The organism is Acetobacterium sp. (genome assembly GCF_030652775.1).
Lineage (GTDB): Bacteria > Bacillota > Clostridia > Eubacteriales > Eubacteriaceae > Acetobacterium.
In genome coordinates this window covers 64,316-91,238 of the sequence record NZ_JAUSPS010000097.1, presented here as the reverse complement: position 1 = coordinate 91,238, position 26,923 = coordinate 64,316, and the positions used below count along the sequence as shown (strand labels likewise).

23 protein-coding genes are annotated in these 26,923 nt (G+C 45.0%); 9 read left to right on the top strand and 14 right to left on the bottom strand.

All coding sequences use genetic code 11. The features are described 5' to 3' along the window. Positions 1 to 112 precede the first annotated feature (112 nt). Positions 113 to 1,270, top strand: a complete 1,158-nt coding sequence (locus Q7J41_RS17415) for an MFS transporter (RefSeq protein ID WP_304889709.1) — start codon at positions 113 to 115, stop codon at positions 1,268 to 1,270. A gap of 82 nt (positions 1,271 to 1,352) precedes the next feature. Here the strand turns inward: Q7J41_RS17415 and Q7J41_RS17410 are convergent, their stop codons facing one another. Both Q7J41_RS17410 and Q7J41_RS17405 read right to left on the bottom strand, forming a co-directional pair. Next, positions 1,353 to 2,012, bottom strand: coding sequence for a TetR family transcriptional regulator (locus Q7J41_RS17410; RefSeq protein WP_304889708.1), 660 nt, complete (start codon positions 2,010 to 2,012; stop codon positions 1,353 to 1,355). A 168-nt stretch (positions 2,013 to 2,180) separates the two neighbouring features. Then, entirely contained in the window at positions 2,181 to 3,098 is a 918-nt protein-coding gene (locus tag Q7J41_RS17405; RefSeq protein WP_304889707.1) for a ketopantoate reductase family protein, read from the bottom strand. Between the two features lie 257 nt (positions 3,099 to 3,355). On the opposite strand from Q7J41_RS17405, the gene Q7J41_RS17400 reads away from it, so the two are divergent. Beyond that, positions 3,356 to 4,975 (top strand): leucine-rich repeat protein, encoded by a 1,620-nt coding sequence (locus Q7J41_RS17400; protein ID WP_304889706.1) that lies wholly within the window; start codon positions 3,356 to 3,358, stop codon positions 4,973 to 4,975. 32 nt (positions 4,976 to 5,007) lie between these two features. Here the strand turns inward: Q7J41_RS17400 and Q7J41_RS17395 are convergent, their stop codons facing one another. After that, on the bottom strand, positions 5,008 to 5,400 hold the full coding sequence (locus Q7J41_RS17395; RefSeq protein ID WP_304889705.1) for a hypothetical protein: 393 nt from the start codon (positions 5,398 to 5,400) through the stop codon (positions 5,008 to 5,010). A gap of 369 nt (positions 5,401 to 5,769) precedes the next feature. Next, positions 5,770 to 6,507: a MerR family transcriptional regulator gene (locus Q7J41_RS17390; RefSeq protein ID WP_304889704.1), complete on the bottom strand. Its 738-nt coding sequence runs from the start codon at positions 6,505 to 6,507 to the stop codon at positions 5,770 to 5,772. A gap of 237 nt (positions 6,508 to 6,744) precedes the next feature. Here Q7J41_RS17390 and Q7J41_RS17385 point away from each other — a divergent pair, with 237 nt between their 5' ends. The 3 genes from Q7J41_RS17385 to Q7J41_RS17375 all read left to right on the top strand — a co-directional run bounded on the left by Q7J41_RS17385 (position 6,745) and on the right by Q7J41_RS17375 (position 10,375). Further along, positions 6,745 to 8,031 carry a 3-isopropylmalate dehydratase large subunit gene (locus tag Q7J41_RS17385; protein ID WP_304889703.1) on the top strand — a complete coding sequence of 429 codons (1,287 nt, stop codon included), beginning with the start codon at positions 6,745 to 6,747 and terminating at the stop codon, positions 8,029 to 8,031. 14 nt (positions 8,032 to 8,045) lie between these two features. Further along, the gene (locus Q7J41_RS17380) at positions 8,046 to 8,567 is read left to right on the top strand and encodes a 3-isopropylmalate dehydratase small subunit 2 (RefSeq protein WP_304889702.1); all 522 of its coding nucleotides are present in this window, start codon (positions 8,046 to 8,048) and stop codon (positions 8,565 to 8,567) included. 296 nt (positions 8,568 to 8,863) lie between these two features. Beyond that, positions 8,864 to 10,375, top strand: a complete 1,512-nt coding sequence (locus Q7J41_RS17375; protein WP_304889701.1) for an MDR family MFS transporter — start codon at positions 8,864 to 8,866, stop codon at positions 10,373 to 10,375. A gap of 154 nt (positions 10,376 to 10,529) precedes the next feature. On the opposite strand, the gene Q7J41_RS17370 is transcribed toward Q7J41_RS17375, so the two are convergent. Further along, complete coding sequence (locus tag Q7J41_RS17370) at positions 10,530 to 11,798, bottom strand: PAS domain S-box protein (RefSeq protein WP_304889700.1); 1,269 nt, start codon at positions 11,796 to 11,798, stop codon at positions 10,530 to 10,532. 300 nt (positions 11,799 to 12,098) lie between these two features. Between Q7J41_RS17370 and Q7J41_RS17365 the strand changes: the two genes are divergently transcribed. Beyond that, positions 12,099 to 15,287 carry a methyl-accepting chemotaxis protein gene (locus Q7J41_RS17365; RefSeq protein WP_370651042.1) on the top strand — a complete coding sequence of 1,063 codons (3,189 nt, stop codon included), beginning with the start codon at positions 12,099 to 12,101 and terminating at the stop codon, positions 15,285 to 15,287. 56 nt (positions 15,288 to 15,343) lie between these two features. Here Q7J41_RS17365 and Q7J41_RS17360 read toward each other — a convergent pair whose 3' ends face one another. Then, the gene (locus Q7J41_RS17360; RefSeq protein ID WP_304889699.1) at positions 15,344 to 16,384 is read right to left on the bottom strand and encodes an alpha/beta fold hydrolase; all 1,041 of its coding nucleotides are present in this window, start codon (positions 16,382 to 16,384) and stop codon (positions 15,344 to 15,346) included. A 287-nt stretch (positions 16,385 to 16,671) separates the two neighbouring features. Then, positions 16,672 to 17,634: a chitobiase/beta-hexosaminidase C-terminal domain-containing protein gene (locus Q7J41_RS17355; RefSeq protein ID WP_304889698.1), complete on the bottom strand. Its 963-nt coding sequence runs from the start codon at positions 17,632 to 17,634 to the stop codon at positions 16,672 to 16,674. 380 nt (positions 17,635 to 18,014) lie between these two features. On the opposite strand from Q7J41_RS17355, the gene Q7J41_RS17350 reads away from it, so the two are divergent. Together Q7J41_RS17350 and Q7J41_RS17345 are read left to right on the top strand one after the other, a co-directional pair. Further along, positions 18,015 to 18,425, top strand: coding sequence for a hypothetical protein (locus Q7J41_RS17350; protein ID WP_304889697.1), 411 nt, complete (start codon positions 18,015 to 18,017; stop codon positions 18,423 to 18,425). A 260-nt stretch (positions 18,426 to 18,685) separates the two neighbouring features. After that, a complete protein-coding gene (locus Q7J41_RS17345; protein ID WP_304889696.1) occupies positions 18,686 to 20,149 on the top strand; it encodes a hypothetical protein in 1,464 nt (487 codons plus the stop codon). A gap of 112 nt (positions 20,150 to 20,261) precedes the next feature. Here Q7J41_RS17345 and Q7J41_RS17340 read toward each other — a convergent pair whose 3' ends face one another. Continuing rightward, positions 20,262 to 20,990, bottom strand: a complete 729-nt coding sequence (locus Q7J41_RS17340; protein ID WP_304889695.1) for a permease — start codon at positions 20,988 to 20,990, stop codon at positions 20,262 to 20,264. Beyond that, the gene (locus tag Q7J41_RS17335; RefSeq protein WP_304889694.1) at positions 20,987 to 21,469 is read right to left on the bottom strand and encodes a permease; all 483 of its coding nucleotides are present in this window, start codon (positions 21,467 to 21,469) and stop codon (positions 20,987 to 20,989) included. The genes Q7J41_RS17340 and Q7J41_RS17335 overlap by 4 nt, the downstream gene beginning before the upstream one ends. A 115-nt stretch (positions 21,470 to 21,584) precedes the next feature. On the opposite strand from Q7J41_RS17335, the gene Q7J41_RS17330 reads away from it, so the two are divergent. Then, entirely contained in the window at positions 21,585 to 22,250 is a 666-nt protein-coding gene (locus Q7J41_RS17330) for a Crp/Fnr family transcriptional regulator (RefSeq protein ID WP_304889693.1), read from the top strand. A gap of 619 nt (positions 22,251 to 22,869) precedes the next feature. Here Q7J41_RS17330 and Q7J41_RS17325 read toward each other — a convergent pair. The 5 genes from Q7J41_RS17325 to Q7J41_RS17305 form a co-directional block, all read right to left on the bottom strand. Then, positions 22,870 to 23,871 carry a 4Fe-4S binding protein gene (locus Q7J41_RS17325; protein WP_304889692.1) on the bottom strand — a complete coding sequence of 334 codons (1,002 nt, stop codon included), beginning with the start codon at positions 23,869 to 23,871 and terminating at the stop codon, positions 22,870 to 22,872. Between the two features lie 164 nt (positions 23,872 to 24,035). Beyond that, positions 24,036 to 24,677, bottom strand: a complete 642-nt coding sequence (locus Q7J41_RS17320; protein WP_304889691.1) for an NAD(P)H-dependent oxidoreductase — start codon at positions 24,675 to 24,677, stop codon at positions 24,036 to 24,038. Beyond that, positions 24,674 to 25,141, bottom strand: coding sequence for a flavodoxin family protein (locus tag Q7J41_RS17315; protein WP_304889690.1), 468 nt, complete (start codon positions 25,139 to 25,141; stop codon positions 24,674 to 24,676). Before Q7J41_RS17315 ends, Q7J41_RS17320 begins: the two co-directional genes overlap by 4 nt. A 72-nt stretch (positions 25,142 to 25,213) precedes the next feature. Then, positions 25,214 to 26,068 carry a MerR family transcriptional regulator gene (locus Q7J41_RS17310; protein ID WP_304889689.1) on the bottom strand — a complete coding sequence of 285 codons (855 nt, stop codon included), beginning with the start codon at positions 26,066 to 26,068 and terminating at the stop codon, positions 25,214 to 25,216. 20 nt (positions 26,069 to 26,088) lie between these two features. After that, complete coding sequence (locus Q7J41_RS17305) at positions 26,089 to 26,895, bottom strand: alpha/beta fold hydrolase (protein ID WP_304889688.1); 807 nt, start codon at positions 26,893 to 26,895, stop codon at positions 26,089 to 26,091. Between the last annotated feature and the right edge of the window lie 28 nt (positions 26,896 to 26,923).

The following is a 26,923-nucleotide window of genomic DNA, read 5'->3' as shown; positions in this document are numbered from 1 at the left end:
TGACAGGCAAATCAAAATATAATATAATATTCTAAATTTAACCGGTAAAGTTTTATGACTGTTTTATGAAATGTGTCGGCAAAAAAAATGGAAAAGAGTATAGGAGAAAGTCTTGGAAAAGAGAAAAATTAAAGTCGCGATTCTGTCCATCTCATCATTATTGATGATATCAATGACCGCATCAGCGATTCTGGCCGATATTCAGGCCTATTTTGTGGGAGTGGACTCATCGTTGATTTCGATGGTTTTAACCATCCCGTCATTGATGGGGTTGGTGTTTGCTTTTGCGTCCGGGCCCTTATCGCTGCGGCTGCCGAAGAAAAACCTGGTGATTTTTGGCCTGGTCTGCGGATTGGCTGGGGGGATGATTGCCCTGCTTTTCGGATCCACCAGCATTTATGTGTTGCTGGGCTGCAGTTTGCTGTTGGGGATCGCCCAGGGGATGAATTCTACTATGTCCATGGCTCTGATTGCTGATTATTTTGTGGCGGAGGAAAGTGGCGCTCTGATGGGGCTCCAGTCGGCATTTGTCAACGGGGGTAGCATGGTACTGCTGTTCACCTCGGGGATGCTGGCTGGGATTTCCTGGCAAATGTCATACCTGGTTTATCTGGTTTTCATACCAGTGATTGTGATCGTCATGAAAAACCTGCCCATGGATCGTGCCCCGGCGCACACTGAAGAAAAACACACAGAAAAAAGTGTCAAGCTCAATGCCCGGGTTTATTTTACGGCCTTGACCATGTTTCTGTTCGGGGTCTTCCTGTTTGTTTTTCAAACTAATATCGCCCTCTACGTAGCCGGAAAGGGATTGGGGGATGCCTCCACCAGCGGGCTGATCAATACCTCGATGTCAGCCGCCGGGATGCTCACTGGGGTGTTGTTTGGACGGATGCAACGGGTGCTTAAGCAATTCGTCATTCCGGTATCCCTGTTGGTTGGCGCTTTGGGGATGCTGGTTATCTTTGTGATTGGCTCGCTGCCTTCACTATTTATCGGAGCGATGTGTTGTGGATTCTGCCTGGCCACTATTAATCCGGCGGGAACCTTTCTAGCTGCCAATGCCGTTCATCCCTCGATCAGTTCATTGGCCATTGCCATCGTCACAGCAGCTACCAGTGTGGGAATTTTTGTCTCACCCATCCTTTCCAATGGGGTAGCTAATTTAGCCGGCGGCAATATCGAAATCAAATTTCTGTTGGCGGCCATCGGTCTGGCTGCTGTTGGGGTGATGTCCTTTATTGGCAATGCCATTCTGGACAAAAGATAGACTACTAAATAACCGTCATCAACGCAAAAACCTCCCGGATTCAACTATGAATCCGGGAGGTTTTTACAGTTAAGAGTTAGCATTATTCAATCTGAAAATAAGGTTTAATTGCAAAGGGAACCTGTTTAAGGACTTCCTTACTTTCGGACAGAATGGCATCGATGCGGATTGGATCAATATGCATCAGCACAAAGTTTAGCCGGGTGATATAATCCAGGCAATCTTCCTGGGTGCAATTGAATTCGCCCCGGTTGTAAGCCCATAAAACAGAAAAAGAGGCACCACGAGCCGCATTGGCAATCATTGCCAATTCATCTATGTTGTTATGTATTTTAAGATGATAACGGCGATCATGGATTTTATAGAGACGGATGCTGTCCTGACTGAATAAATCCTCATATTTATCATCGGCCAGCTCTTTCAAAAACCGCATGGCATTGGGATCAGTGAGAAACATCAGGTTATACAGCCGGATTTCCACCGCCGTGCTGACTTGAAGATCGACCTTTCGCTCTTTGAAATAGTCAGTATAAAGTTTAAAGGCAACGTTGTTTTTAAGCTCGAAAAGGAAGGTATCTGAGACCGCCCGGGCCAAACTTGATTTTGATTTATAATAATAGGAAATCAGGGGTTTGGTAATTTCGCAGATCTCGGCAATTTGATCCAGATAAGTTTTCTTATAGCCTTGTTCATAAAACAGCTTGCTGGCCACCTGGAGGATTTGTTCTTTCTGGTTATTCATGGTCTTCTCTCTCATATTGGAATTTTTAGTATATTGTTTTATTTTAGCGTTTTGAGTTGATGGATGCAAGTTTTTTTATTGTACCGGTTCAAATTGAATTGGTGTTAATGGTGGATCTTGGTGTTGTGTCGGGGATAGACGCAATGATAGCCCTGATGGCAGAGTCTGTTACTGAGCATATCCATCAAATGTTTGCGCTAGTCGTTGATACGTCGGCATGGGAACATGGTAGTGCTCTCCCATCCGCAGGACTTCAAAAACCAGGCCATCAATTTCCGACTTTTTCCCCAGGTTAATATCACGTTGCATCGAGGTTGATGCCGTCGGCGCCAGCGAGTCCAGAATATCCAGATTAAACTCGATGATATCAACGTCGAAATGAATGTCCATGGCCAGCGCCAGGAGCTTGATTTCGCGCAGCAAATCAATATAGGTGTCTCTGATTTCACCAGGTTTCTGAACCGCTCCGGCCTCAACATGATAATACAAACCGCAGGCTGCCATTGCCGACACATAGGAAAATTTCTGCAAGGCGTCTTTGCGGATATCCGGGGACAGGACGCCCAGAATACCGCTGTCATTTAAATCTGCTTCAATTTGTTTCAGCACCGGCCGGAATTGAGCGGGATCACGGATCCCGAAAAAAACTCTGAAAATTTCGCCGTGCATCTTGATTTTTCCGGGATCAGTAATATTGGCGGAGATATAAATGCAGCCGTCGGTAACCAGCAACTCGGGAAGCAGGGCTTGAAGTTTTTCACCGGTACCATAAATGTTTAAAATGGGAATCACCACGGTATTTTTATGTGCGACCCGTTTGATAAACGGAACAATTTCGGCAAGTGAATAACCTTTGACGCAGACAAAAATCACATCCGGTTGATCCTCATAATGTTCACTGTCACAGGCCTTGATCGGGGACACGGTATAAGTCCCTTGCCAATTGGTTTCTACTTCAAGCCCGTTTTTTTGGATTGTGTCCAGGTGATGGCCTCTGGCAATTAAGGTCACATCTTTTTCCGCTTTGGCCAGATAAGCCCCAATGCATCCGCCAGTCCCGCCGGCTCCGATAACCAGATATTTCATAAGCGTTTCCTTTCTATTCATCAAAAACATGTCGTTTTTTAATAGTATACAGGGAATAAGAACAATCATCAACTGCGATTATGTCAGTAAAATAAAAAAAATACTCAGATGACCTTCAATCAAGTTTCAGCGTCGTCAGAAAGGGTAGACAAATAGTGAAAAGCAAAGCGCATCACAGTTTCCGGACTTGCGGTTTTGCTGTTTCCAATTGGTTATGGACTAAACAAATGGTTCAAAATAACAAGGAGGAAATGATCATGAAAACGTATCTGAAAAAATCGATTTGTTTGCTGGTAACGCTGATCCTGATCGGCTTATTACCAGTTACGGCGCTGGCCCAGGTGAGTATTTCGGGAAAGGCGGTTGAAGCGGATTTTCAAGTTGAAGAATATCAGACTGGGGTGAGAATTGTCAAATACCTTGGCAGCGGCGGCGAGGTGATCGTGCCATCAATGCTTGACGGAAAAACGGTGGTCAGTATTGGGGATTTTGCCTTTTCCAATTGCGTCAGTCTAAAAAGTATTGTTCTCCCTGACGGCATTCTTGGCATTGGCAGTGATGTATTCTGGGGATGTACCGGTCTGAAAAGCATTGAGCTGCCGCAAAAGCTTGAGACCATCGGGGCTAACGCCTTCTGGGAATGCAGTGCGCTGGAAAGTATCATCATTCCGGACACGGTGAAATCCATTGGTTATGGAGCCTTTGCCCGCTGCGACATGCTTACAAGCATATCCATACCGGAGCAGGTGACAGCAATTGATAATTATACCTTTGGTTCCTGTCGCAATCTGTTTAAGGTTGCAATACCAAAAACGGTGGTCAGCATTGCCGACAATGCTTTTGAATCCTCTCCTGATATCACTATTTTTGGCGAAGCAGGCACCTTTGCCCAGCAGTATGCCCAAGCCCACCAACTGCCCTTTGTGGACATCGCCCTGAATTGTTCTTATCACTCCCATGTCCAGAATATTGGCTGGCAGGAGTGGCGTCAGGATGGGGAATTAAGCGGTACCACCGGACAATCGCTGCGGCTGGAAGGTATTGAGATCAAGCAGAATGACGAGACCGTCGATGTTGGGATTGAGTATCGTACTCATGTTCAGAATGTCGGCTGGCAGGACTGGGTCAGTGATGGTGCCATGAGCGGCACCTCGGGACGGTCATTGCGATTGGAAGCCATCGGGATTCGACTAACTGGTGCCGATGCAGAAGACTATGATGTTTACTATCAGGTTCATGCCCAGAATGTGGGCTGGCTTGATTGGGCTAAGAATGGGGAAAGTGCCGGAACCTCTGGTCTGTCCTATCGTCTCGAAGGGATCAGGATTGTGATCGTCGCAAAAGGCGCAACCGCACCGGGATCAACCGCCCGACCCTTTATCGGAAAACTGACCAGCGAAGATTTTAGCAGCAAAATGGATGGACTCTGGTACACTTACATTGAACCCACGACGCACATTCTTTATTTCACCGACAGCTATTGCATTGACCGGATCTTTGCCGCCTCACTGGGGCAGAACCTCGGCGGTTATTATGAGGTGATTGCCACCACGGAAAATGGCGGGACAATTAGAATAAATACCTGTCACCTTTGGAAGTCGACGGTCTGGGATTACCATCCGACCGATCCGATGATTTTAGAAGTTGACTTTGGAACCCCCGGCGATAACAAAATTATTGTCACCGAGAGCGGCGCCAGTGATGCCCCCTATGACATTTACAACAGCAACGAGTGGATCGCCGCCCAACCCCTCGGTGCTGATCGGTACGAATTTCCCAATGTCATGTTCGGGGAGCTGATCGAAACTACCAATGTCATCCTGCACGATAGTAATATCGAATACCATCTGGAACACAACTTCACTGATTTTGACTGATTTTGGATTTTAAGTAGCTTGGATGAAGGGGTTTATAGATAGTGGTCATAACTGGAAAATGATTCCTTGATTTTGCCGTCTTCAAAGTCATTCATGGCCAGGTTATAGTTGGAAAGAAACAACTGCTCAAAGGTTGACAGCTTATGTTTGCTGGCATTGAGGCATTCCTGACACTGGTTGTCAATGGTTTCGGGGATCAGAATATCCTCGGATTTTTTGACCTCATTAAAATCAATATTGGTCAGGTCGCAGTGGTTTTCAATGTTGACGTCGGACCAGAGGCTCTTTAAAAATTTCAGGCAGGTTTTCTGGGGTTGCTCAAATACTTGCTTGATCTGGGTACGGCTAATATTATGACTGATTTTGGTCACGGCATTTTCCAGATCGGACAGGGTAAAGTAGTTGTTTAAAGTTAATTGATTCATTTTGATTCTCCTAATTTTATAATTATCAGGCATATACGAAACTGCGGTGAGTATCGCTACCGGTTTTGCTGGGGTTAATCGACTGCCATTGACATGGATATTGATTGAGTGTATGAATAAATAATAGCAGATGAATGTGAACGTTATGTTAACAAAAGATTACGATTTAATGAAGATTAAAGCAGTAATGTTTTAGTTGTTGCGGAATAAGACTCATTGCGCATGAAACAATAATTAACCAAAGCGATTATTGTATGAGCAGTTATGGGAATGGGGTTAAAAAAAAGAACCACTTTGGGAAAACATGGTAGATGATCCCAAAATGGTTCTTTATATTTGCATAATAATACTGATAATGGGTTTTAATCCCTATATAGTGGTATAAATCCCAATAGCATCGCTCATAAACTGAGCCAGGCCTTCGGCGTGAGTGTCAATGTTCGCCTTGAACCGGTCGTCATGGACATACATCAGCCCCAGTCCGGACAGAATTTCTTTGGTGCAATCGTAATAGTGGCGGGTGATGTGTGCCTGCCATTGAGCAACCAGATCCTGGACGGCCGGATCTGAGACCTCCTTGTCCATATGGGTAACAAAGCCGGCATAAATGGCTTCCGCTTCGTTGTGGATGGCTTCCCAGTTTTCAGCGGTATATTTATTGGTTTTCTGCTGACTCTGGCTATAGGCGTCAGTTTTACCCCAGCGGCTTTTCACCTCGGTTTCGTATTGTTTCTTGTTCGCTTCAATTTCAGTCATATCAAATGGTTTAAAATTCATGGTTGCTTCTCCTTCTAATTTTTGATCCAGCAAGGCAATCAGTTTGTCCAGACGGCAGCGTTTGAGCAGCAGCAGGTGGCGTTGTTTTTTAAAGGCATCCATTTCATCATAGTCGGGATCGGCCAGAATCCCTTTGATTTCCTGGATCGAAAAATCCAGCTCCCGTAAGAACAGAATAGTCTGGAGCTGCGCTAGGTTGGTTTCGTCGTAGTATCGATACTTGTTTTCGGTGATTTCGCTGGGGATCAGAATTCCTTCACGATGGTAGTAGTGAAGGGTGCGCACACTGACCCCGGTTAGCGTTGCCACTTCCTTAACTGTCATTTTCATTTTCTTCTCCTTGCTGGGATTCGTTTCGGCTTGGTTTTCCCTTGCCTGATTCTATCATAAGCTATGACCTAAGGTCAGAGTCAAGGGGGAAATTTAAAAAGTTTTCGTCAAAATGAAAAATATTTCAGACTGTGGGATTGATTTTATCTGGTTTATTGATCTATTTACAGGTTTATGTCATAATAAGATGTAAGTTTATTGAGATTAAGAAAGTGACAAAAAAAGAAGGAGATTAAAATGGGTAAGACAATAGCTGAAAAAATATTTGATGCACATCGGGTAGATGAGCCGTTTCCAGATACACATGTGTTAAAACTGGACCGGGTTTTCTGTCATGAAATCACCACACCAATTGCCATCACCGATCTGATGGCGCGGGGGATGGATCGGGTTTTCGATCCCACCAAGATCAAAGCCGTTATCGACCATGTGACCCCCGCCAAGGATTCAAAAACTGCGGCCCAGGGAAAAATCCTCAGGGACTGGGCCAGACGACATGATATCAAGGACTTTTTCGATATCGGCAAAAACGGCGTCTGTCATGCCATCTTCCCGGAAAAAGGATTTGTCCGGCCAGGTTATACCATCATCATGGGCGACTCTCACACCTGTACCCATGGGGCCTTTGGGGCTTTTGCGGCCGGAATCGGCACCACTGACCTGGAAGTCGGGATTTTAAAAGGAGTTTGTGCCTTCCATTTTCCTAAAACCATTAAAATTGTCCTCACCGGAGCACTGAAACCGGGAGTTTATGCCAAGGATCTGATCTTATTTATTATCAAAGAGCTGACCGTCAACGGTGCTACCAACATGGTCATTGAATTTACCGGTCCAGTGGTGGACGCCATGTCGATGGAATCCCGAATGACCCTGTGCAACATGGCTATCGAAGCTGGCGGCACCTGTGGGATCTGCTATCCCGATATGACCACCGTGGATTATCTCTGGGACTTCATCCAGGACGAGTTTGCCACCAAAGCTGATGCCCTGGCCGATTATTCCAAATGGGTTTCCGATGCTGATGCTGAGTACGAACGGGTGCTGGAATACAATGTTTCGGAACTGCAACCGATGGTTACCGTTGGTTTCAAGCCCGATCAGGTCAAAACCGTGGCCGAAATGACGGGCACCAAAGTCGATCAGATCTATATCGGTAGCTGCACCAATGGTCGGATTGAAGATTTGCGGATCGCCGCTGATGTTCTTAAAGGCAAAAAAATCAGCGACAATGTTCGTGCCATTGTCAGTCCAGCTACTCCAGCCATTTACTCCATGGCCTTAAAAGAAGGCATCATTGAAATCTTCCAGGATGCCGGCTTCTGCGTGACCAACCCCACCTGTGGTGCCTGTCTGGGCATGAGCAACGGGGTGTTGGCGGAAGGCGAAGTGTGTGCCTCAACAACCAACCGTAATTTCAACGGCCGGATGGGTAAGGGCGGCATGGTTCACCTGATGAGTCCAGCCTCAGCCGCCGCCGCCGCCATTACCGGAACGATTGTAAATTCTTTATTATTCAAGGTTTAAAAAGGGGGAACGACATGAAGACATTTATAGGAAATGTATTATTTTTAGATCGCAGCGATATTAACACTGATGAGATTATCCCGGCAAAATATCTGACCGAAATTACTAAAGAGGCTTTAAAACCGAATCTGTTGGAGGATCTGGTATTACCAGGCTTTTCCCGGGCAGATACCCAGGATAAGGCCGTGGTAGTGACCCGGGAAAACTTCGGTTGCGGTTCGTCCCGAGAACATGCGCCCTGGGCTCTGGAAGTTAATGGCATCAACGTGGTAATTGCTGAAAGCTTTGCCCGGATTTTTAGGCAGAATATGTACAACTGCGGGATGTTCGCCATTGAATTGCCCAAAGAAAAGATTGACGGATTGTTTCACAACTATGCCGGCAAAGCCGTGACCATGGAAATTGATGTGGATGGTAACCAGATTAACATTCAGGCCGATGGCAAATCCGAAACCATTGATTTCAAGGTTGGCGAATTTGACAAGACCCTGGTCAAAGAAGGCGGCTGGGTTGGCTACGCCGATAAGAATTACTAGAATCAACAAGCATCAAATTTAAATATTAAATAAAAAGGCTGCCAAACCTTTGGGTTGGCAGCCTTTTTTTGCGATGTGGTCAGGATAGCTATGAGCTGCGAACCTTCGCGTCGTTTTAAATAGGACAAAAAATCAGACGCAGATAGGCAACCACACAAAAACGGATTAATCCGGAGTCGCTGGATTTAGCCGGTTTTGTTTGCTATAATATAAAAATTGATGTCAGAACGCAGTGATAAATGCGGCGTGATTGCGCTTAGCATTCTAAATGAGAACAGGCAAGGAAAGATGCATAAATGATGAAAACAGCAGGCGGCAAAAAAAAAATTACACTCGCACTAATGGTGGCAATGTTTCTGGCAGCAGTGGAAGGGACGGTCGTTACCACCGCCGCCTCCACCATCGCCAAAGATTTAAATGGGTTTGAAAATATCAGTCTGGTATTTTCTGCCTATTTATTAACCTCAGCAATTTCAACGCCGATTTATGGCAAACTCGCTGATCTTTACGGCCGTAAAAATGTAATTTCGATTGGCATTATCATCTTTCTGCTAGGGAGCACCCTTTGTGGTTTTGCCATGACCATGGACATGCTGATCGGCTTTCGGGCCATCCAGGGGCTGGGAGCCGGTGCAATTTTCACCCTGACCTACACCATTGTCGGGGATATTTTCACTCTAGAAGAACGTCCCAAAGTCCAGGGCAGTCTAGGGACAGTTTGGGGGATTGCCGGTCTGGTGGGACCACTGTTGGGTGGCGTCTTTATTGATTTGCTTTCTTGGAATTGGATCTTTTTTATTAATATTCCCTTTGGCATCCTATCCATTTTCTTGATTCAGCGGAACCTAAAAGAATCCTTTGAAAAGAAAAAACAGATCATCGACTATGCTGGGATTGGCACCTTGACGGCAGCGATGCTAGTATTTTTTAATATTTTTCTGTCCGCCAAGTTTTTGAATTACAGTCGAAGTTTCATTGGTATGTCGGTTGTGGGAACACTTTTATTACTGGTTGTTTTTTATCGCATTGAGAAAAAGGCCGTTGAGCCGATCGTGCCGTTGGAAATTTTAACAAAAACCAATCAGATGGTGAATAGCATTAGCTTTTTACTGGCAGCTGTTTTAATAGGTGCGGATGTTTATTTGCCGATCTACCTTCAGAATGTGCTGGGATTCAGTCCCACTGTATCTGGTCTGGCGTTGATTTCCATGACCATCACCTGGCTGATTGCATCGGTGGTATTGGGGCGGTTGATCATTCGCCATGGCGGGAGAACCGTGACCATCATTGCAACTGTAATTCTATTATTGGGGATTCTGCTGCTGCCTACCATGGGAATCCAGACGCCGTTGATTCTGGTAATCCTCTATGTTGCTATCATTGGTTTTGGTATGGGCGGAGCCATGACTATTCTGACTATCCTCATCCAGGAGTCAGTGGGTTACAGTCAGCGGGGCGCAGCAACGGCGACCAATACATTGCTGAAGACATTGGGACAGACCATTGGTATCAGCATCTTCGGATCGGTATTTAATCTGAAGATTGTTCAGTATTTTAATAGTAGCGGCATTTGGGGAGTAAATCCCAATGATTTATATGAATCCACTGGTCAGGGGATCACACTTACTGGTCAACAGGTTGCTTTAGCGTTGAATGCCGCTTTGCATGTGGTTTTTATTATCCTGACTGTGCTTGTTTTTATAGCACTGGTACTTGCTTTAATGTTGACTAAAACCAGTTTGCCGATGAAAAAAGAAGGTGGAAATCGGGATAAAGCAATTGCTGAAATGAACGAAGGAGAGGTTTGAGTTCGCCTGATCACTAGCAACAATTGAAAACCCTGAGAAAACTCATAATGATCTGAGTTTTCTCAGGGTTTTGTGGTGGTTAAAGTATTTGCAAACTGAAAAATCCCGATCGACTATTCAAAAATAAAAACCACGATAATGAAACCGGTATTCTTCAAAAATGAGATTTTTCGTTTTTTATATCCTCTTCAGCATATTTACGGTAATGCTGATTCATTTTTTGGATAGAGCCGTTGGGGAGTTGGCCCAGTTCCTTTTGAAGCAGAGTCTCTAGATGGTCATAATAGCGGACAAAGGAGATAAAATCATCATCAAATAGAAATATGTTCAACAGGAGTTGGTGATAACTTTCATTGAGATTATCAATTTCAATCAGTTTTTTTAATATACGTTTAGTTGACATGTAATCGCGTTTAAAAAAATAATGCCGGGCCAGATCAAATACATATTTTTCAAACTGTTGTCGGTAGAAAGTTGATTGAGATAAAGCCCAGAGATAATCATTGTCGGCCAGATAATCACCTTCAAATAATAATATGAACTGTTCGATTTTTGGGACAGTCTCAATATCACAGGAATCATAGGGATTCACAGTGGTTTTGATCAAGTTGTTTAGTTCGCCAAGGTCGGAATAAAAGTGGTGTGAGTCGATACAATAAAAACCATTGATCAGCTCCAGTTGAAAGGATACATCAACCGCTTTTAAATTCTTTTTCAGATTGTAAACGGTGGTATGGAGATGTTTGTTGGCCTTTTCCGGTTCAAAATCCGGCCACAGGGCTTCCAGTATTTCAGTTTTTGATATACATTGAGATTCTTTATGTAATAAAAAAGCAAATAACTCTTCGGTTTTAGCGGTTCGCCATTTGATCGGTTTGAAGCCGTTTTTAGTCAATACTCTGAATTTTCCGAAAAAATAAACATAAAGCTCGGGCGTGCATTCGTTTAGTTGTTTTTGGTTGTTTATCAATTCTTGTTGATTGCGGATGGTATCAATGAGTTTCTTTTCATGGAGTTTTCGTTTTGTAATATCCCGGGAAACACCGATCACAAGCAGACTATTTGTAGCCAGATTCATTTCAAGTCGAGTTGAGGTTTCAATGATCTTAGTCGATCCATCTTTGCAATATTGGGCATATTCACTGAGGTCATAGACGATGGCATCACTTCGGTCGCCATCCATAAACCGCTGATATCGGCGAAGTCCGCTGTTTGTTATTTTCTGAAGGGATTCAGGGGTTAAGCAATCGGTCATGCTTTCCTGTATGGCTTCTTCCACAGTGAGTCCTCTTAATTGGTAGATGGAGGGACTGACATATACGAATTTTTCAAGGGCGACATCAAAGACCCAGATGTATTCTTTGAGTTTATCGACCAGAAGTTGAAAATCAATTTTCGAATTAGCTATTAATTGTTTGCTCATATTAATTACTACCTCCGTAGCATTATGATATAAGATTGAAGCGCAAAGAACAGGATTCCACAATCTTGTATTGTACTTTACGGTAAGTTTGTTGAGAATTTGTTGAGACCGTTATAGTATAATCCTAAACATTGCGGTTTTCAAGGTTTAAATACGACTAAATCCTAACTTTTAATACTAGTCTTTGATAAAGTAATCTTTAAATACTAATAAATTTAATTTGCTTTGCATCAAAGAGTGAAAATATACCAAAGAAGCATAAAAAAAGGGTGGTTGCATCCGAAAAAAATGAAGGAGTAAATGATGAAGATGGAAAAAATTGATTCAATTAACAACCAGAATGACGGTAGTAGCTTTAATATTAAAATGCGATTAACTACCAAGTTAATCCTTTTAACGGTGCTGACCCTAGCCGCAGCTATCATCACGTTGGGAATTCTGGTGATCAATACTGGTGCAACCATTATTGATCAGGGAACGGAAGTTGATGGGCTGGAATATGTGGAGGAATCAGCTAACCTTATTGGGGCTGAAATTTCAGGCAATCTGAAAACACTGAATGAAATTGCCCTTCGGGATCGTACCACCGGTATGGAATTTGCTACCCAGTTCGCATCCATATCTGTTGATGTGGAACGGTTAGGGTATCAAGATATGGCAGTGATTGGAACGAATGGCCATGGCAAGTATGTTGTCAGCGGCGGTGAATTCGATGTACCAAATGAGATTTGGTATCAGGAAGCGCTCAAGGGTAATGCGTACATATCGGATGTTGCTATCAGTCAGGTAACTAAAAAACCAGCAGTTTTTGAAGTGGTACCGATTAAAAAAGATAATCAGGTTGTCGGAGTCCTGCTGGGCAGACGGGATGCCAATTTCTTAAGTGCGATTACTAAAACGCTTGGAGATGGTAAAAATAAATATGGCTATGTGATCAGTGCCAGCGGCGGGATGATGGCTCATCCCAGTGAAGAAATAGTTCTGGACCAGACTAACGTCTTTGACAATATTGAAAAAGATGGACCCGAGGGTTTTGGTGCGATGTTCAAAAATCTCGGTTCAAATGAAGTTGCTGATTTTGAGTATCAATATAACGGCGACACCAAACTGGCTTTTGTGGCACCAATCCCGAAAACGGAATGGACCCTGGTCATCACTGAATCCGAATCAGTTATGCTGGCACCGATTGTGCAGCTTCGTAATACGATTATTATGTTTGCACTGGCAATTTTGGTGGCTGGAGCGGTGATCTCTTATATTATTTCTAAACGCATTGCTAAGCCGGTGATTGCCGCCAATCAGATGATCAAGGAAATAAATGCCGGGCATCTCGGCGACCGTCTGGCAATCACCTCCCAGGACGAGGTGGGAGAAATGACCGATTCCCTCAACCAACTAGCGGATACCTTTCAATTTGGGATTATTGGTTTAATGGAGAAAATTTCTAACGGCGATGTTTCATTAGACGTTGTGGTGACTGATCCAACTAATGAAGTGACCCCGGTTCTGAAACAGACTGTCGAAACGATTCGGGGACTGATTAGTGAAGCCACCATGCTGTCAAATGCAGCGCTGGCTGGTCAATGGCAAACTCGGGGCGATGCAGATGCCTTTGAAGGTGGGTTTAAAAAGATTGTTCAGGGCGTTAATGATACTTTGGATACAGTGGTCGACAAGATGGTTTGGTATGAGGCCATCATTGACTCGGTGCCATTTCCCCTACATGTTACTGATAATGACATGAAATGGGCATTTATGAACAAAGCATTTGAAACGCTGATGATTGAAAGTAAGGTTATCGCTGATCGGAAAGCGGCAGTGGGGATGGACTGCCACCATGCTGGGGCCAACATTTGTCAGACAGAAGGCTGCGGTATCCGTCGCCTGGTTGATCAGGGTATTGGTGAGACTTATTTTGACTGGTGCGGCAAAAACAATAAGCAGGATACCGCCTATCTAAAAAATGCTAAAGGTGAAAACGTCGGTTTTGTGGAAATTGTATCCGATCTGACCCCAATGATCCGAGTGAGCAATTATACCAGCACCGAGGTGGCTCGATTGGCTAATAATCTGACCTGTCTGGCTCAGGGAGATCTGACGTTTGACTTAATGATCGGTGAAGCGGATGAGTATACCTCTGAAGTCAGTGCTCAGTTTGCTGAAATCCGAAACAGTTTATCGGAAGTGAAGGATTCGGTTGAAAATCTCATCAGTGATGCCACCATGTTGGCACAAGCCGGGATTGAGGGTCAACTGAATACCCGCGCCGATGCCAGCCAGCATCAGGGTGATTTTGCCAAAATTGTTGACGGTGTCAATGCCACCCTGGACGCCGTGGTTGCACCAGTGCAGGAAGCTTCAGCAACCTTAAAAGAACTAGCCCAGGGGAATCTTAACACCGGCATGGTCGGCAATTACAACGGTGATTACACCCAAATTAAAGATGATATGAATCAGACCGTTGTCTTTCTGAAACGTTATGTGGATGAAATTGCTTATACGCTAAAAGAAGTGGGTGAAGGTAATCTGGATCTGGAAATTACCGGAGAATACCTGGGCGATTTCCAGGCTATTAAAACGGCGCTCAACGAGATTACAACCAACCTCAGTAACACCATGTCGGATATCAATGAGGCTGCTGGTCAAGTAGAAGCCGGTGCCATTCAGATTTCAGACGGCGGACAGGCGCTATCACAGGGAACCACGGAACAGGCCAGTTCTATTCAGGAACTCACTGCTTCTATGAAGGAAGTAGCTGGTGAAACGATGCAAAACGCCAAAAATGCCAATAACGCTAATGAACTGGCATCTGAAGTTAAAACCAATGCCGAGTTGGGCAATGTGCAGATGGCTCAGATGGTATCGGCGATGGTAGAAATCAATGAAGCCTCCAGCAATATTTCCAAGATTATCAAGGTTATTGATGACATTGCTTTCCAAACCAATATTCTGGCTCTGAATGCAGCGGTTGAAGCCGCTCGAGCCGGACAACATGGTAAGGGTTTTGCCGTAGTTGCCGAAGAAGTACGGACTCTGGCGGCTCGAAGTGCCGAAGCTGCCAAGGAAACAACGACATTGATTGAGGGTTCGATTTCGAAAACCGAAGTGGGCTCAAAAATTGCCGGACAAACAGCTGATAGCTTAAAAGAAATACTCAATCAAATTGAGAAGGTGACCAGTCTGGTCGGAGACATTGCCCAGGCATCCAATGATCAGGCATCAGAAATTGCCCAGATCAATCAAGGGATTGAACAGGTTTCCCAGGTGGTCCAGATTAATTCAGCTACCGCCGAAGAAAGCGCCGCTGCCAGTGAAGAACTTTCCGGACAAGCCGAAATCCTAAAGCAAATGGTGGGCGCCTTCCGTCTCAAAGGTAAAAGCTCTGGAAGCAGTATCAGAACCCTGCCGCAATTGGCACCAAAGCCAGTAAGCTCATCGTCACCACAAATTGATATTTTCCTGGACGAAGTGGAAATGGATAAGTATTAAATAACTATAATTAAAAAACAACCTGGGCGTTCAATACGTCCAGGTTGTTTTTATCATCAGAGGATTAAATCTTTCAAAATCTCCAGCACCACCTCTGGTTCCTCAAAAATTGGGCTGTGGGCGGAGTCTTCAAAAAGATAGAAGTGCTTTTTCGGGGCTTTGATTTCTTCCAGATAAACCTCAGTTAAAAGGTGGTTGACAGTGTAATCATAGGCGCCAGAGAAAAACAGAACGGGAATGTTTAAGCGGGTGACGATATCGCTGAGATTGGCCTGGCGAAATTCGTCATTAAGCACCGAGTTTTTAGAAAACGCTTTGCCCTGCCAGATGTGGAACTTCTCCTTAAGCATATACTCCCGGTGCTTCATCACGGCCAGAAAAATACCGGCAATCACCGAATACATCTTGTGGGTGGTACCGATACCGGCCTCATGCATCACCCGATCGCGGATGCGTTCATAGGCGGCGGTGCCGTAAGGGGCTTTTTTTAGTAGCTCCCGGTTTTTCTTATCATTGACATAGAAGTCCAGCATAAATTCATAAGCCAGCTCTTCTGACAGCGCCAGGTTGACCGACTGAGCTACCCCAATATAGGCATGGTAGAGCTCCGGTGCCTGGGCGGCCGCCTGAATCCCGATATAGGTGCCAAAGGAATGAGCCATCAGATAGATTTTATCCTGGCGAAATCGCTGGCGCAGATATTGGGTCACTGAAATGGTATCGGCTACCATCTGGGTGGTGGTCATGGTCTCCGGGGGGATTGCGTCGCTGTAAGACAGGCCGGCGCCCCGCTGATCCCACCACACCACCGTAAACAGTTCTTCAAGGTGGGACGGATGGCTTTCGTTAAGCCAATACTCCGGCATCCCCGGGCCGCCATGGACAAAGAGCAACACCGGTCGGGTCTGGTCGCGGGTTTTGATAATCATCCCCATTTCCACCCCGTTGATGGGTACCCAGGATTTTTCTGACAAGCTGCCCGGCAGCACCTGGCCGTTGGCATCGGCGAAGGGGATCATTTTGCCGGAAAAGAAGACCATCAGCAGGGCAGTGACGATACTGATGAAACCCAGAAGTAAAATAAAAAATAGCGCCACGACTTGTTCACCTTTCACAATAAAATTCGCTGATGATGGCCGTACTAAGACAACCAACCTAGGATATACAGGATGGTTCGATTATATCGAAACAACATGACGGCGTCAAGCTGGCAGACCGTTTCGATGAGAAAAATAGTAGATTGCGCATCATTCGAATCGGATCAGCTTATGCCAGCAAAAAAGTACTGAGGCTGATTCCGCATTGCTTGTGCAGAATCAGCCTCAGCTTCGTTTTTCCATTGTCATGGTTCGGACTCCTTTCTGTTTTTTAGCTGCAAATTTTGTTATTGTACATAGGTGCAAAGATAACCATTGATATAGATGGCATTGTCGCCCAACGGGTTACAGTCAATATACAGCTGGTCGCCACCGGTATAGATGGTGCCGATGGTGCCGTTTGTTCCCGTCGAAACTGTTGATGAGTAGTAATCATAATAATAGTCGCTGCCGCCGTCTGTCACCAGAAGCATTCCCCCACTGAACTGATAATAAAGCGTAAACCCGCTGCTGTCTGTCCACTTCCAGGTGCCGCTGATGTAATTTTCGAATTGTTGCCATTCATTGACTTCGGGCTCGACGGTTACAGCCGGTGTTGTGGTTGCGGTGGTTTGCTGCTGGGTCGTGGCCTGCTGAGTCGTTGTCTGTTGAGGAATGGTAATGGTGTAGGTACCTGTCTTGATGTCGCTTTTATTTCCGTTTTTGTCAATGGCAATGCTTTTTACGGTTGCCGAAGCGTTTAAAACGATGGGGGCTTCATACCGGCTTGACTTGTCAGTCGGGTCGGCTCCGTCAATGGTAAAATACACCTGAATCCCATCGCCCGCAGGTTTGTTGATTTCAATTTGCTGGGATGAGGTGTAGCTGCCTTCGTTTAAGGAATAGGAAGGCAGAGCGATTACCAGCTGTTTTTCGCCAGTCAATCCCTGAGTGGTCTGATCGCCGGTGGTTGCCGGATTACCGTTATTTCTGCCGTTGAGACTGAACCATAAAAATGTGGTGACTCCAATCAGAACGATTACGCCTAGAATAACAGCCAGGATGATGATCACGGTCTTCTGCGATCCGGACGATGTCGTTTTTGGGTATCCAGCCATTTGGGCTGATGCCATTTGAACCGGTTGAATCGAATCTTGAGGAACTGGTGTTGCATGGTCGGATAAATCGGTATCAAAGCCGCAATTCCCACAGAATGGTTCGCCAGGTTCCAGTTTTGCTCCGCACTTTGGACAAAATTCTGAATCTTTCATGAATTTCACCTCCCTTCCACAGTGTGAAGGCTTTTGCGGTCATCTATATTAATCTAATACCCGTTCAGTTTGTAATCTATCATCTTATTATTCAGTAATTAAAAAAACAGTGACAGTAAAAAATTTCTGTGCAATGGGGGGGCTTTTCTCATTTTAAATTATGCGTTAGGGTTGCTGGCAGCTATGGTTTCCATTGTTCTATTTGCCCGATTTGCCTGGGGTGATGTGTTGCCACAGTATTGATTTCCGATGAAGGACTTCGTGAATGGCTGATTTTCGGTGTGAACGGCGATTGTACATAGCTGATGAAAGGGTTAAACTTTGAGAGAAGGGGATTATAAGGCCTCTTATACCATTTCAATTAGCAGAGGAGTAGGATAATGGGATTTTTTGACAAGTTTAAACAGGGATCAAAAGATATGATCAAAAGCTATGACAAGGTGAAACTCAATCAAAAATTGAGTTATGAAGAGCTTCACGAGATTATGATTGCGGGAAACTATCCCTGTGGGGAACCCCAGCTGACCGGAAAAGGGATCATGCACTGCATTCAGTTTCCGCCGGTAGACAAATATGTTATTCAGGTGGCCTTAAGCGGAACCACCGTAACCATCATAAAAATCTACAATGGCGTCGGCGGCATCCTTAAAGAAACCGTCGGAGATGCCGTGACTGGCGGCTGGTATGACGTCCTCAATGGTGAAAACATTGACCTCAATCAGATGACCCGGATCATCGGCGAAGAGCTAACCAGGCTGTGTGGTGAAAAGGGAGTGCTTAAAACGGCGTAAGCTGTCAGGGGTAGTGAAAACAGCAAGAAAAAAATGTCGAAACAATCAAAACAAAGCGTCATTCGAAAAATGGATGACGCTTTTTTGCGAAATCCTGAAAAGATGGCGATGTTATTATCGTTACATATCGTTTATCTCCATATAACCAGCTAGTTCTTAAAATCAGATTGTGTTATAATCAAATCCAAAGATCAGTGACGGATCGTAAGATAGTTTAAGATTAGCACATCCAAAGATTAAATAAATTCAGGAGTATGACGATGTCAAAATTCAGTGAAAAAATTGATAACCTGATTGATGAAAGTGGTGAAAACGTTCAGTCTTTAGCCAGAATCGGGAATTTTAACCGCACCACCTTACAACGGGTTAAAACAGGAGAACGGTTGCCGACAAGAGCGTTTTTAAGGGAATTGTGCGAGACTCTGCGTTTATCAACGGCTGAGGAAGCAGAATTGTATGAACTGTATGAGATCCAGAAACTGGGTGCCCAACGTTATAACAATCGCCAGAAAATTGTCGCACTCATTGAAACCATTACCGAGCTGACCGAACAGGAAATCCAGTTTTCCAAAGAAATGTCTAAAACTGAATCGCGGCAGATTCGGGTGGATTGTCCCGTCACACAAACCATTTTCACTGATGAAATAGCGGTGCTGGAAAGCGTTCGCAACGCCATTGACCGGGAACTTTTCAATACCGGCGTTCCCCAGATCCGGATGTTTATCGCAGGGGAAAAAGAGCCGGTCTACGACCATATTTTTCAGCAGCTGATGGGGAATAAAAAAAGTCTGATACTAGAGGATGTGGTCCACATGCCCCGGGTCAGTGACGGATCGGCCACGGATAAATATCTGTCGACGCTAAAATATCTGATCTCGATTTCGATTTTGAAAAATGTCTCCTATCAGTCTAACTATGCTTATTATGAAGCAGGAGAGATTGAACACAGCGCCTTGTTTCCTTACTATATTCTTACCTCAGACCGGACCCTGACCATTTCTGCTGACTTTAAACGGCTCGTCATTTATGAGGATGCCAGCATCCATAAGCTTTATCTGGATGATTTTGCCAGTCTTCAGGAGAAGACCGGTGCGTTTATTATAGAAAGTCGGGATCTGTACAAAATATTCGGAATGGATCAGTTCCGGGTGACCCATCAGCTTATGAATGCGCTTCCGGCCATTGGACTGTATTTTACGAGGGAAATGATTGAAGCCAAGATCAATCAAGAGTTGCCCTACTATGAATTATTTCAGGACGCCGTTGTTTCGACTTATGCCCAGTTGCAAAAGGGCAAGTCAACCATGACCACTTATTTTTCGCTGGATTATTTGCGGGGGTTTATCTCGGGGCAATGCATTTTCTTTCCACCGGATATCTGCCATCCCTTTACCCGGGAGGAAGGGGTTACGTTTCTTAAAAAAACCCGGGATGACCTAGCGGCTGGAGCGATTAAGGCTTATGCCATGTCAGACAAGCTTTACGCTAATTATGGCTTTTTTGAAATTCTTCTGACCGATGAAGCCATTCGTCTGGTGCTCCATTACGAAGATGCCGAAGCGGTTATTTTCAAAGCCATTGAACTCAAAGAAGAGCGGATCATCGATCTGTTTGCCGATTTTTTCATGGATCTGCCGGATAGCGATTACGTGTTGACTCGCAAAGAGACCATCGCCCAACTGGATGCGATGATTGATGACTTTGATCAGGCTGGATGCGCTTAGCTTTGAAAAGTGTTGAAATTCGGGCGGATCACTGATAGACGCAGTTGATTTCTGCTAAAAAAAACATTAAAATCCCCCTGATGCCTAATAATAACGGCATCAGGGGGATTTTTCAGGGATGAAAGCGGATAATCTGTGAGGGACATTTTGCTACAGCGTCCTTGATGGCCAGACCATCGCCGGACGACAGGGTCTGGCTGATGACGGTCGCTTTTTTGTCAACCATTTTGAAATGGCTGGGGGCGATTTTGGCGCACAAGCCACAGCCGACACAATAGTCGGGATTCAGGGAAAGGGGATCAACCAAAGCGGCGGCTTCATCGTCGGCGGGAAGATCCTCTGGTTTAACAAACCGGGAGGTGATATAGCCCATCAGAAAAATCGCCAGGGTGGTCAGTATCCAGCGGACGACCATAAATTCGGGGCCGAGAAATTTACTTTCAGTGATAAGCATCGGGATTTTGATCACCGCCCAGGTGGACAGGATAATGACAATGTTGGCAATGCTGGCGCCCTTGCTCAGCAGCATTTTACAGACCGGAAAGGCGGCGTAAATGGGACCGGCTGAAAAACTGCCCAGTAAAAAAGCAAACAGCGATCCTTTTATCCCCGAGTTTTTGCCAAATGCATTTTCAATGGTTTCTTTTGGTACCCAGGCTGAAATCAGCGAGGTCAACAGCAGGATTACTGGCATGATCATCAGCATTTCCTTGACATAATACCAGGTGTTGCCCAGGGACGGGAGAAATTTGTCCGGGGAAAAAATTCCAACTGCCACATAAGCCAGAATCACGATCATCAGAAAGCGGTTGTTTTTGAGTTGGCTTTTCAAAAATGTCATAAGATTACCCCCATCGTCAGAGCAATCACCAGGGCAAAGATTAAGCTTAGAGAGTTGCGGATCAGCGTGAATTTCAGGCCGAATTCTCGTTTTTCAAGCGGAAAGGTTACCACCCCGACCATCGTCAGCGTGGTCAGAAAAGCGACAATCGGAACGATACTGGCGCCGGCATCCACCAGTGAGGCTACTAGCGGAAAGGCCACAAAGGCGGGAATCAGGGTGATGCTACCCAGTAGCGCAAAAAGTACCGTAGAAACTACCTCGTTGGTCTGGCCGATAGTAGCTTTAATGGTCTCCGGCGGCACAAAGGTGAGGATCAGACCAATCAACAGCAAGATGCCGAGGATATCCCCGGCAATCCCTTTCATCATCCCCCCGGACATTTTTATGGCCTTCAGGGTTTTACCCTTGTCTTTTTTCAGTGAAAATCCCAGCCATACCAGGGTAATCACCCAGAAAATCAGTGTAAAAATATCCATCCTTCAACCTCCAAGTTGATCATGTGAATTGTAGCTTCAAAATTCGAATTTTCTATAGTATACTGTAGATTAGCAGAATAAAAAGTTACCACGGTCACACATAGGAGGTTTTTTTATGAATCACCAGGATTTAATGGCAGTTTTATCCAGTCACAGCCTTTTTTCTGATTTTCCGGATGAAGACCTGAATCAGTTTTTTAGAGCCCATTACTATGAGAAACGGGAGTATGAAAAGGATCAGGTGATCCATTTTCAGAACGAATGCTGCCAGACCATGGATTTAATTCTCAGCGGCCGGGTGGTTGTCCAGAATCTGGACAGCGAGGGGAATGTCCTGACCATCAGTATTTTTCAGGACGGGGATGTACTGGGTGCCAATCTGATTTTTTCCAGCCGCAACACTTATCCGATGACTGTGTTGGCTCAGTCGCCAGCGGTGATTCTTCACCTTCATCAGGAGCTGATTCTGGAGCTGTGCCAGATGAACCGCATTTTTATGATCGGGTTGATGAAAGCCATCTCCGATAAAACCCTGATTCTCACCGACAAGATCAATGCCATCTTGATGAAAACAATCCGCCAGTGCATCATTGATTTCTTACGGTATGAGTCCCGGGTTCAGAAAAGTCAGGTGATCCAACTGTCGTCATCAAAAAAAGAGCTGGCTCAGCGGTTTGGCATTCAGCGGTCGTCCCTGAGCCGGGAGCTCAATAAAATGCGGCAGGATGGTCTAATCGAATTCGATGCCAAAACTGTTACTATCAAAGATTTAGATGCCTAGAGCAGGTTGATAACCGACCAGTTAATATTTTGAGACTAATGGAAAAATAAATGGAAATCTGATTGCCAGCAGCAGCATCTCATTCCAACCCAAAAAAGAACTAGAACCGATTCCGCCATTTAACCTGCGAAACCGGCCTAGTTCACAATCTCAGTAGTCATCCGTTTGGACTCCTTCTTTTGATTTTATCAAAAACCTTCTTTTTCACTTTTCAGTTTAAACATTACACACTTATAAGGGGATATCCGGCTGTTAAAAAGATTTCGCTTTTTAATAGTTAGAAGATCTGACTTGTTGCAGATTGTTTTCCCGGCCTGTCAATCAATTATTTCATCATGGTCAAATTTTCACCTTCAACCTCGGGTCGGTACATTGATCTTATTGCCAGCGTCGCAATTGTTATTGAGTTGTTGACACATTGATTCTTTTCACTCGTTACTGAAAATGATTGAGTTGATTTTTGATATGTGCCTATTATATCACGCTACAAAGAAAAGTAAATAGACAAACTGTAAACGTTTGTATAAAATTCGTATACGCTTATAAACAATTCTTATTGGAACTGAAAATTATGGTGACAGTTGCTGACCGAGCGAAAGGCAGCTCGTCCTTCTTCAGATTAATCTAAAACCTCTTCTTGCATTTCAACTTGCTTTTTCTGTCCATTACCGTTGTTCTTACCGCCCGATCCCTGATCGTTGGTTTTTGAACTCCAGATGCCCAGCACCATCGATCCGACAATCCCGCCAATAAATACCGTCAGCATTACAATCGCCACCACGGCAATGGAAACCTGGGGGCTTTTTTGGGTGGCCTGAACCAACAGGGTTTCGGCTTTGGGACAATTCCGGTCGGAGGTGCATTCATAACAGCTGATACAACTGAGACTGGTAACCGTTTCATTCCGGCAGACATCAATATTCATCGGACAGCTGCGGCTGCATTTCTGACAGCTGACACAGGTCTCCGTTTTTCGGCGAATTTTAAAGATGCGGATCTTGTTGAAAAGACCCAGCAGAGCGCCATAGGGACAGGCATATTTACACCAGGGTCGTTCCACAAACAACGAGCCGATGGTAATCACGCCTAAAAGGATCAGGGCTGGTAGCGCCACCGTTCCCGTCCAGAATTTAAACAACGCATGATAGGGATCCAAATTAGCAAACAGCAGCGCTCCAGAGACCGCTGTCACCGTCAGTACCCAGACCAGCACCCCATAGCGTAAATAGCGCAAAACCTTGTCCACTTTGGGGGGGATAAAATGGTTATAGCGTTTCTTGAAAAGCTTTTTTCCGATTTTGCCGATCCATTCCTGAAAGGCGCCAAAGGGACAGACCCAGCCACAGAAAACCGGGCCAAAGAGCAGCGCCAGCAAAAATACCAGACTCATTAGAATAATTGCGGAAATCTGAGTTTTTGGTACAAACAATCCCGTTGTGACCAGGGTAAAGAAGGTCTCAACCCCGCCGAAGGGGCAAAGAGCATGAAGAGACGCCGCAGATAGGAAGGGAATCCCCATCCCCGTAGCTGCCAGGGTTTTATTCACTGAAATAAGGGCGATAAGGGCAAAGAAAAAGATCTGTACCATCAGCCGCAGGTTGAATTTTTTAGGTTTAGCCATGATGACCACCTCCAATCATTGTATGCCCATTATGCTAACCATTAATCATGTCAAAATGGTGTCGGAATTTTGCAGGGGTTAGTGGCAATGTGTACAATTACTCAGACGGTAGCTTTTATGACGGCGGATCTTTTTAATCGTGACGCTGTAATCATCAGCATCTATCAAAGAAAGGGTTGATCAAAACGATTTTCAAAACAGCCGTTTCTTTTGAGGTTCCAGTTCCAACCAATCTGATCAAGCTTTTTAACCAGGCAGGATTCCAACAGTCGCACCTGAAATTTTGATAAATAAACGGGATTACCCAGCTTTTCAACAAAGTTCGGATCGAATGATTCATTTTTTTCATACTCGGCACCCAAAGCTTTAAGCTGTTTAAACAGCTTGCCAAAGAAAAAATGGGGCAGGATTGAACAAGCTGCCGCATCACCCTTAATAACGGTGCCGAGGTAGGTATAATTTAAATAGTGGGCCAAAGATGAAAGATAGTTTTCCAGATACCGGGCAGTTGAACTTTCAATGAAACCAGCCTGGACAATAAAACCGATTTTTTTATGATTGGTGGGGTGGGGATTCATCGCCTCAAAAAGCTTCATCACAATCCCGGGCATGGCATGGATGTACAGGGGCATCGCCAGCAGAATGGTGTCATAGTCATTCATCTCTAGGGCTAGTGTTGTCGGGTTCTCTCGCAAAACATAGCGAACCGGCAGCGGTTGGGTCAGACCTGATTGAAAATGGTCAATAAATAATTGGGTATTCCCGTGATTGGCCCGGGGGGAGCCGTTGATAATCAGTGTTTTCATTTTCGAACACCTCGTTGTTCTCCAGTCAGGCTGATATTTTTGCTGTGAAACTGGTAAAATGTTCGCTGTAGATAATCTTCGAAGATTTTTTTTTCGGCCGCCTCTAAAAAAGTATCGTGATAATGAATTTCGATGTCCGGATAGCGCTCATAGCGCTTATCATGCATGGACTCACCTGAAGTATAATTGGTATAGGGCAGAAACAGGGGGATCATCCGGTCAAACAGGGTTTTTAGATTGCCACTGATAAAACCCTGGGATACGGTGAGATAAAAGATGACCTTTTCTGAGGTAATATAGTGACGATAAAAGAGATCCAGATCATGATGGACGCAGCGCCCCGGTGTTTTCCACCAGCATATCCAACAGCCGGTGCACCCTTTTATCTTTTGATCGCTCAAATCCAGTAAATATGAATCCGGCAGCATAAAATCATGAAATTCTCTGACAATCATTGTTTTCATTTGCAACTCCTCATTAACGATATGTCTAGAGTATAAAGCCGGGGGCAGCCCCCAGGTCAATAATTATTTTAGTCAATTATTTTGATCAATGGGGGCCCAGGCCTCCACAAAGGCCTGTTCGATATTGTCATGAAAGAGGATCAGACGGACATGCAGATAGACGGTTCCGGTTAACTGGAGCTGGTTTTCATTAGCCCATTCAAAGGCCGCCAGCCGCGTTTTGTCGATGACCTGATTGGTAGCATCACTGTACCGGCCGCCTTCAACAACAATATGAAGGCAGGAACCGTTGTCGAGATAATTTTTACCGATTTCCCGATCGGCAGCCGGGGCGACAAGATGCATCTCAGTATCGTGATATTGGGACGCATCAAAGGTGACACAGCGGATCATATTGGTAAGCAAATCCTCATCAGCAAGATTGAGATGAGCCAGAACCTTTTCCTGATATTCGTCGAAGGCGGAGATCGCCGAAAAAGAGCTGACAATCTCATAAAGTGGAAAGTCCATGATTGAAAACTGATTAAGGTGTTGGGGCAGTGACTGGCAAAATGCTTGGGTGTCGGTTAATTTTAACAGCAGCAGCTGCTGTTTTTTAATCTCCTGTTCAATGGCGGCCTGCTTTTGATTGAGGTTCTCCGTTAAACGGGTGAGCTGATCCTGGTCAAGGAGCTGGTTGATTTCAGCTAGGGAAAAACCTCTTTTTTTATAAAATTCGATAACCAGCAGCTTGTATATTTCATCAAAACCATACTGGCGATAGTTGTTGGTCTGATCATGACAGGGGTTGATAAACCCCATGGCCTCGTAATGTCTTAATGTATCCCGTGTAAAACCAAGGTAACGGAACAGTTCCCCGGTTTGAAAGGTATTGTTCTGGTTATTGAGATCAATGTCGTCGATATGTTTTTGAGAGTCATTTTCCATTGCGTTGCTCCTTGTGTTCATTAGATAAGATGATAGGTATCCAGAAAATCTTCAACCACCGCATTAAAAACAACGGGATTGTCGACATTGCCATTATGACCGGCAGCGGGGATGATTTTCAGGGGATAGCCGGTTTTGGCCGCCCAGGCCCAGTTGTATTGGGGGACTTTGCCGAAGCGGTCATATTCGCCCAGCGTCAGCAGCACCGGGAAGTTAAACGCCGTATCCTGGTTTTCCCGGAGAAAGCTGGCATAAGCGATCCCCATGATGCGGCAGAGTTCCTTCTTGCCATAGGGTTTTAGCATCGCCATCATATTATCAAATCCCCGTTTGGTATGAGCAACCTCTTTGGCAATAGCCGTCACCAGTTTATTATGGGGATAACAGCGGGACATCCACTCGACCTGCCGCACCCAGAATTTGTCAGACTGAGAATAGTAGGAAAGACCAAAAGGAGAGGTATCCACCCCGACAAAGGCCAATACCTTTTCCGGAAAATTCAGGGCATACTGCTGACAGGCATAGCCCCCCAACGATTGTCCGATGAGCACCGCTGCAGGGATACTTTCTTGACGGAGGATGGCATCCAGATCTGTGGCGACATGGTGAAATGAAAAATCCGCATAGGGACGGGAAGCGCCATGGAGAGGCAGATCCCAGCTGATGACGGTGTAATGTTTTCTAAAATAAGCAACCTGGTGATCAAACATCCAGTGATTGGCAGTAAGTCCGTGGGTAAACACCAGACAAACTGCCTGGGGATCGCAGTGTTGGGCGATCCAATAATGAACGGTGCCCCGGGGGGAGGTAAAAGTTTTTTCCTGCACGATGATGACCTTCTTTCGCAGATTATCC

Excerpts from the sequence above, each read along its gene's own strand:
- Q7J41_RS17410 (WP_304889708.1), bottom strand. The coding sequence starts at position 2,012 with ATGAATAACCAGAAAGAACAAATCCTCCAGGTGGCCAGCAAGCTGTTT.
- Q7J41_RS17405 (WP_304889707.1), bottom strand. The coding sequence starts at position 3,098 with ATGAAATATCTGGTTATCGGAGCCGGCGGGACTGGCGGATGCATTGGG.
- Q7J41_RS17400 (WP_304889706.1), top strand. The coding sequence starts at position 3,356 with ATGAAAACGTATCTGAAAAAATCGATTTGTTTGCTGGTAACGCTGATC.
- Q7J41_RS17395 (WP_304889705.1), bottom strand. The coding sequence starts at position 5,400 with ATGAATCAATTAACTTTAAACAACTACTTTACCCTGTCCGATCTGGAA.
- Q7J41_RS17390 (WP_304889704.1), bottom strand. The coding sequence starts at position 6,507 with ATGAAAATGACAGTTAAGGAAGTGGCAACGCTAACCGGGGTCAGTGTG.
- Q7J41_RS17385 (WP_304889703.1), top strand. The coding sequence starts at position 6,745 with ATGGGTAAGACAATAGCTGAAAAAATATTTGATGCACATCGGGTAGAT.
- Q7J41_RS17380 (WP_304889702.1), top strand. The coding sequence starts at position 8,046 with ATGAAGACATTTATAGGAAATGTATTATTTTTAGATCGCAGCGATATT.
- Q7J41_RS17375 (WP_304889701.1), top strand. The coding sequence starts at position 8,864 with ATGATGAAAACAGCAGGCGGCAAAAAAAAAATTACACTCGCACTAATG.
- Q7J41_RS17370 (WP_304889700.1), bottom strand. The coding sequence starts at position 11,798 with ATGAGCAAACAATTAATAGCTAATTCGAAAATTGATTTTCAACTTCTG.
- Q7J41_RS17365 (WP_370651042.1), top strand. The coding sequence starts at position 12,099 with ATGATGAAGATGGAAAAAATTGATTCAATTAACAACCAGAATGACGGT.
- Q7J41_RS17355 (WP_304889698.1), bottom strand. The coding sequence starts at position 17,634 with ATGAAAGATTCAGAATTTTGTCCAAAGTGCGGAGCAAAACTGGAACCT.
- Q7J41_RS17350 (WP_304889697.1), top strand. The coding sequence starts at position 18,015 with ATGGGATTTTTTGACAAGTTTAAACAGGGATCAAAAGATATGATCAAA.
- Q7J41_RS17345 (WP_304889696.1), top strand. The coding sequence starts at position 18,686 with ATGTCAAAATTCAGTGAAAAAATTGATAACCTGATTGATGAAAGTGGT.
- Q7J41_RS17340 (WP_304889695.1), bottom strand. The coding sequence starts at position 20,990 with ATGACATTTTTGAAAAGCCAACTCAAAAACAACCGCTTTCTGATGATC.
- Q7J41_RS17335 (WP_304889694.1), bottom strand. The coding sequence starts at position 21,469 with ATGGATATTTTTACACTGATTTTCTGGGTGATTACCCTGGTATGGCTG.
- Q7J41_RS17330 (WP_304889693.1), top strand. The coding sequence starts at position 21,585 with ATGAATCACCAGGATTTAATGGCAGTTTTATCCAGTCACAGCCTTTTT.
- Q7J41_RS17325 (WP_304889692.1), bottom strand. The coding sequence starts at position 23,871 with ATGGCTAAACCTAAAAAATTCAACCTGCGGCTGATGGTACAGATCTTT.
- Q7J41_RS17320 (WP_304889691.1), bottom strand. The coding sequence starts at position 24,677 with ATGAAAACACTGATTATCAACGGCTCCCCCCGGGCCAATCACGGGAAT.
- Q7J41_RS17315 (WP_304889690.1), bottom strand. The coding sequence starts at position 25,141 with ATGAAAACAATGATTGTCAGAGAATTTCATGATTTTATGCTGCCGGAT.
- Q7J41_RS17310 (WP_304889689.1), bottom strand. The coding sequence starts at position 26,068 with ATGGAAAATGACTCTCAAAAACATATCGACGACATTGATCTCAATAAC.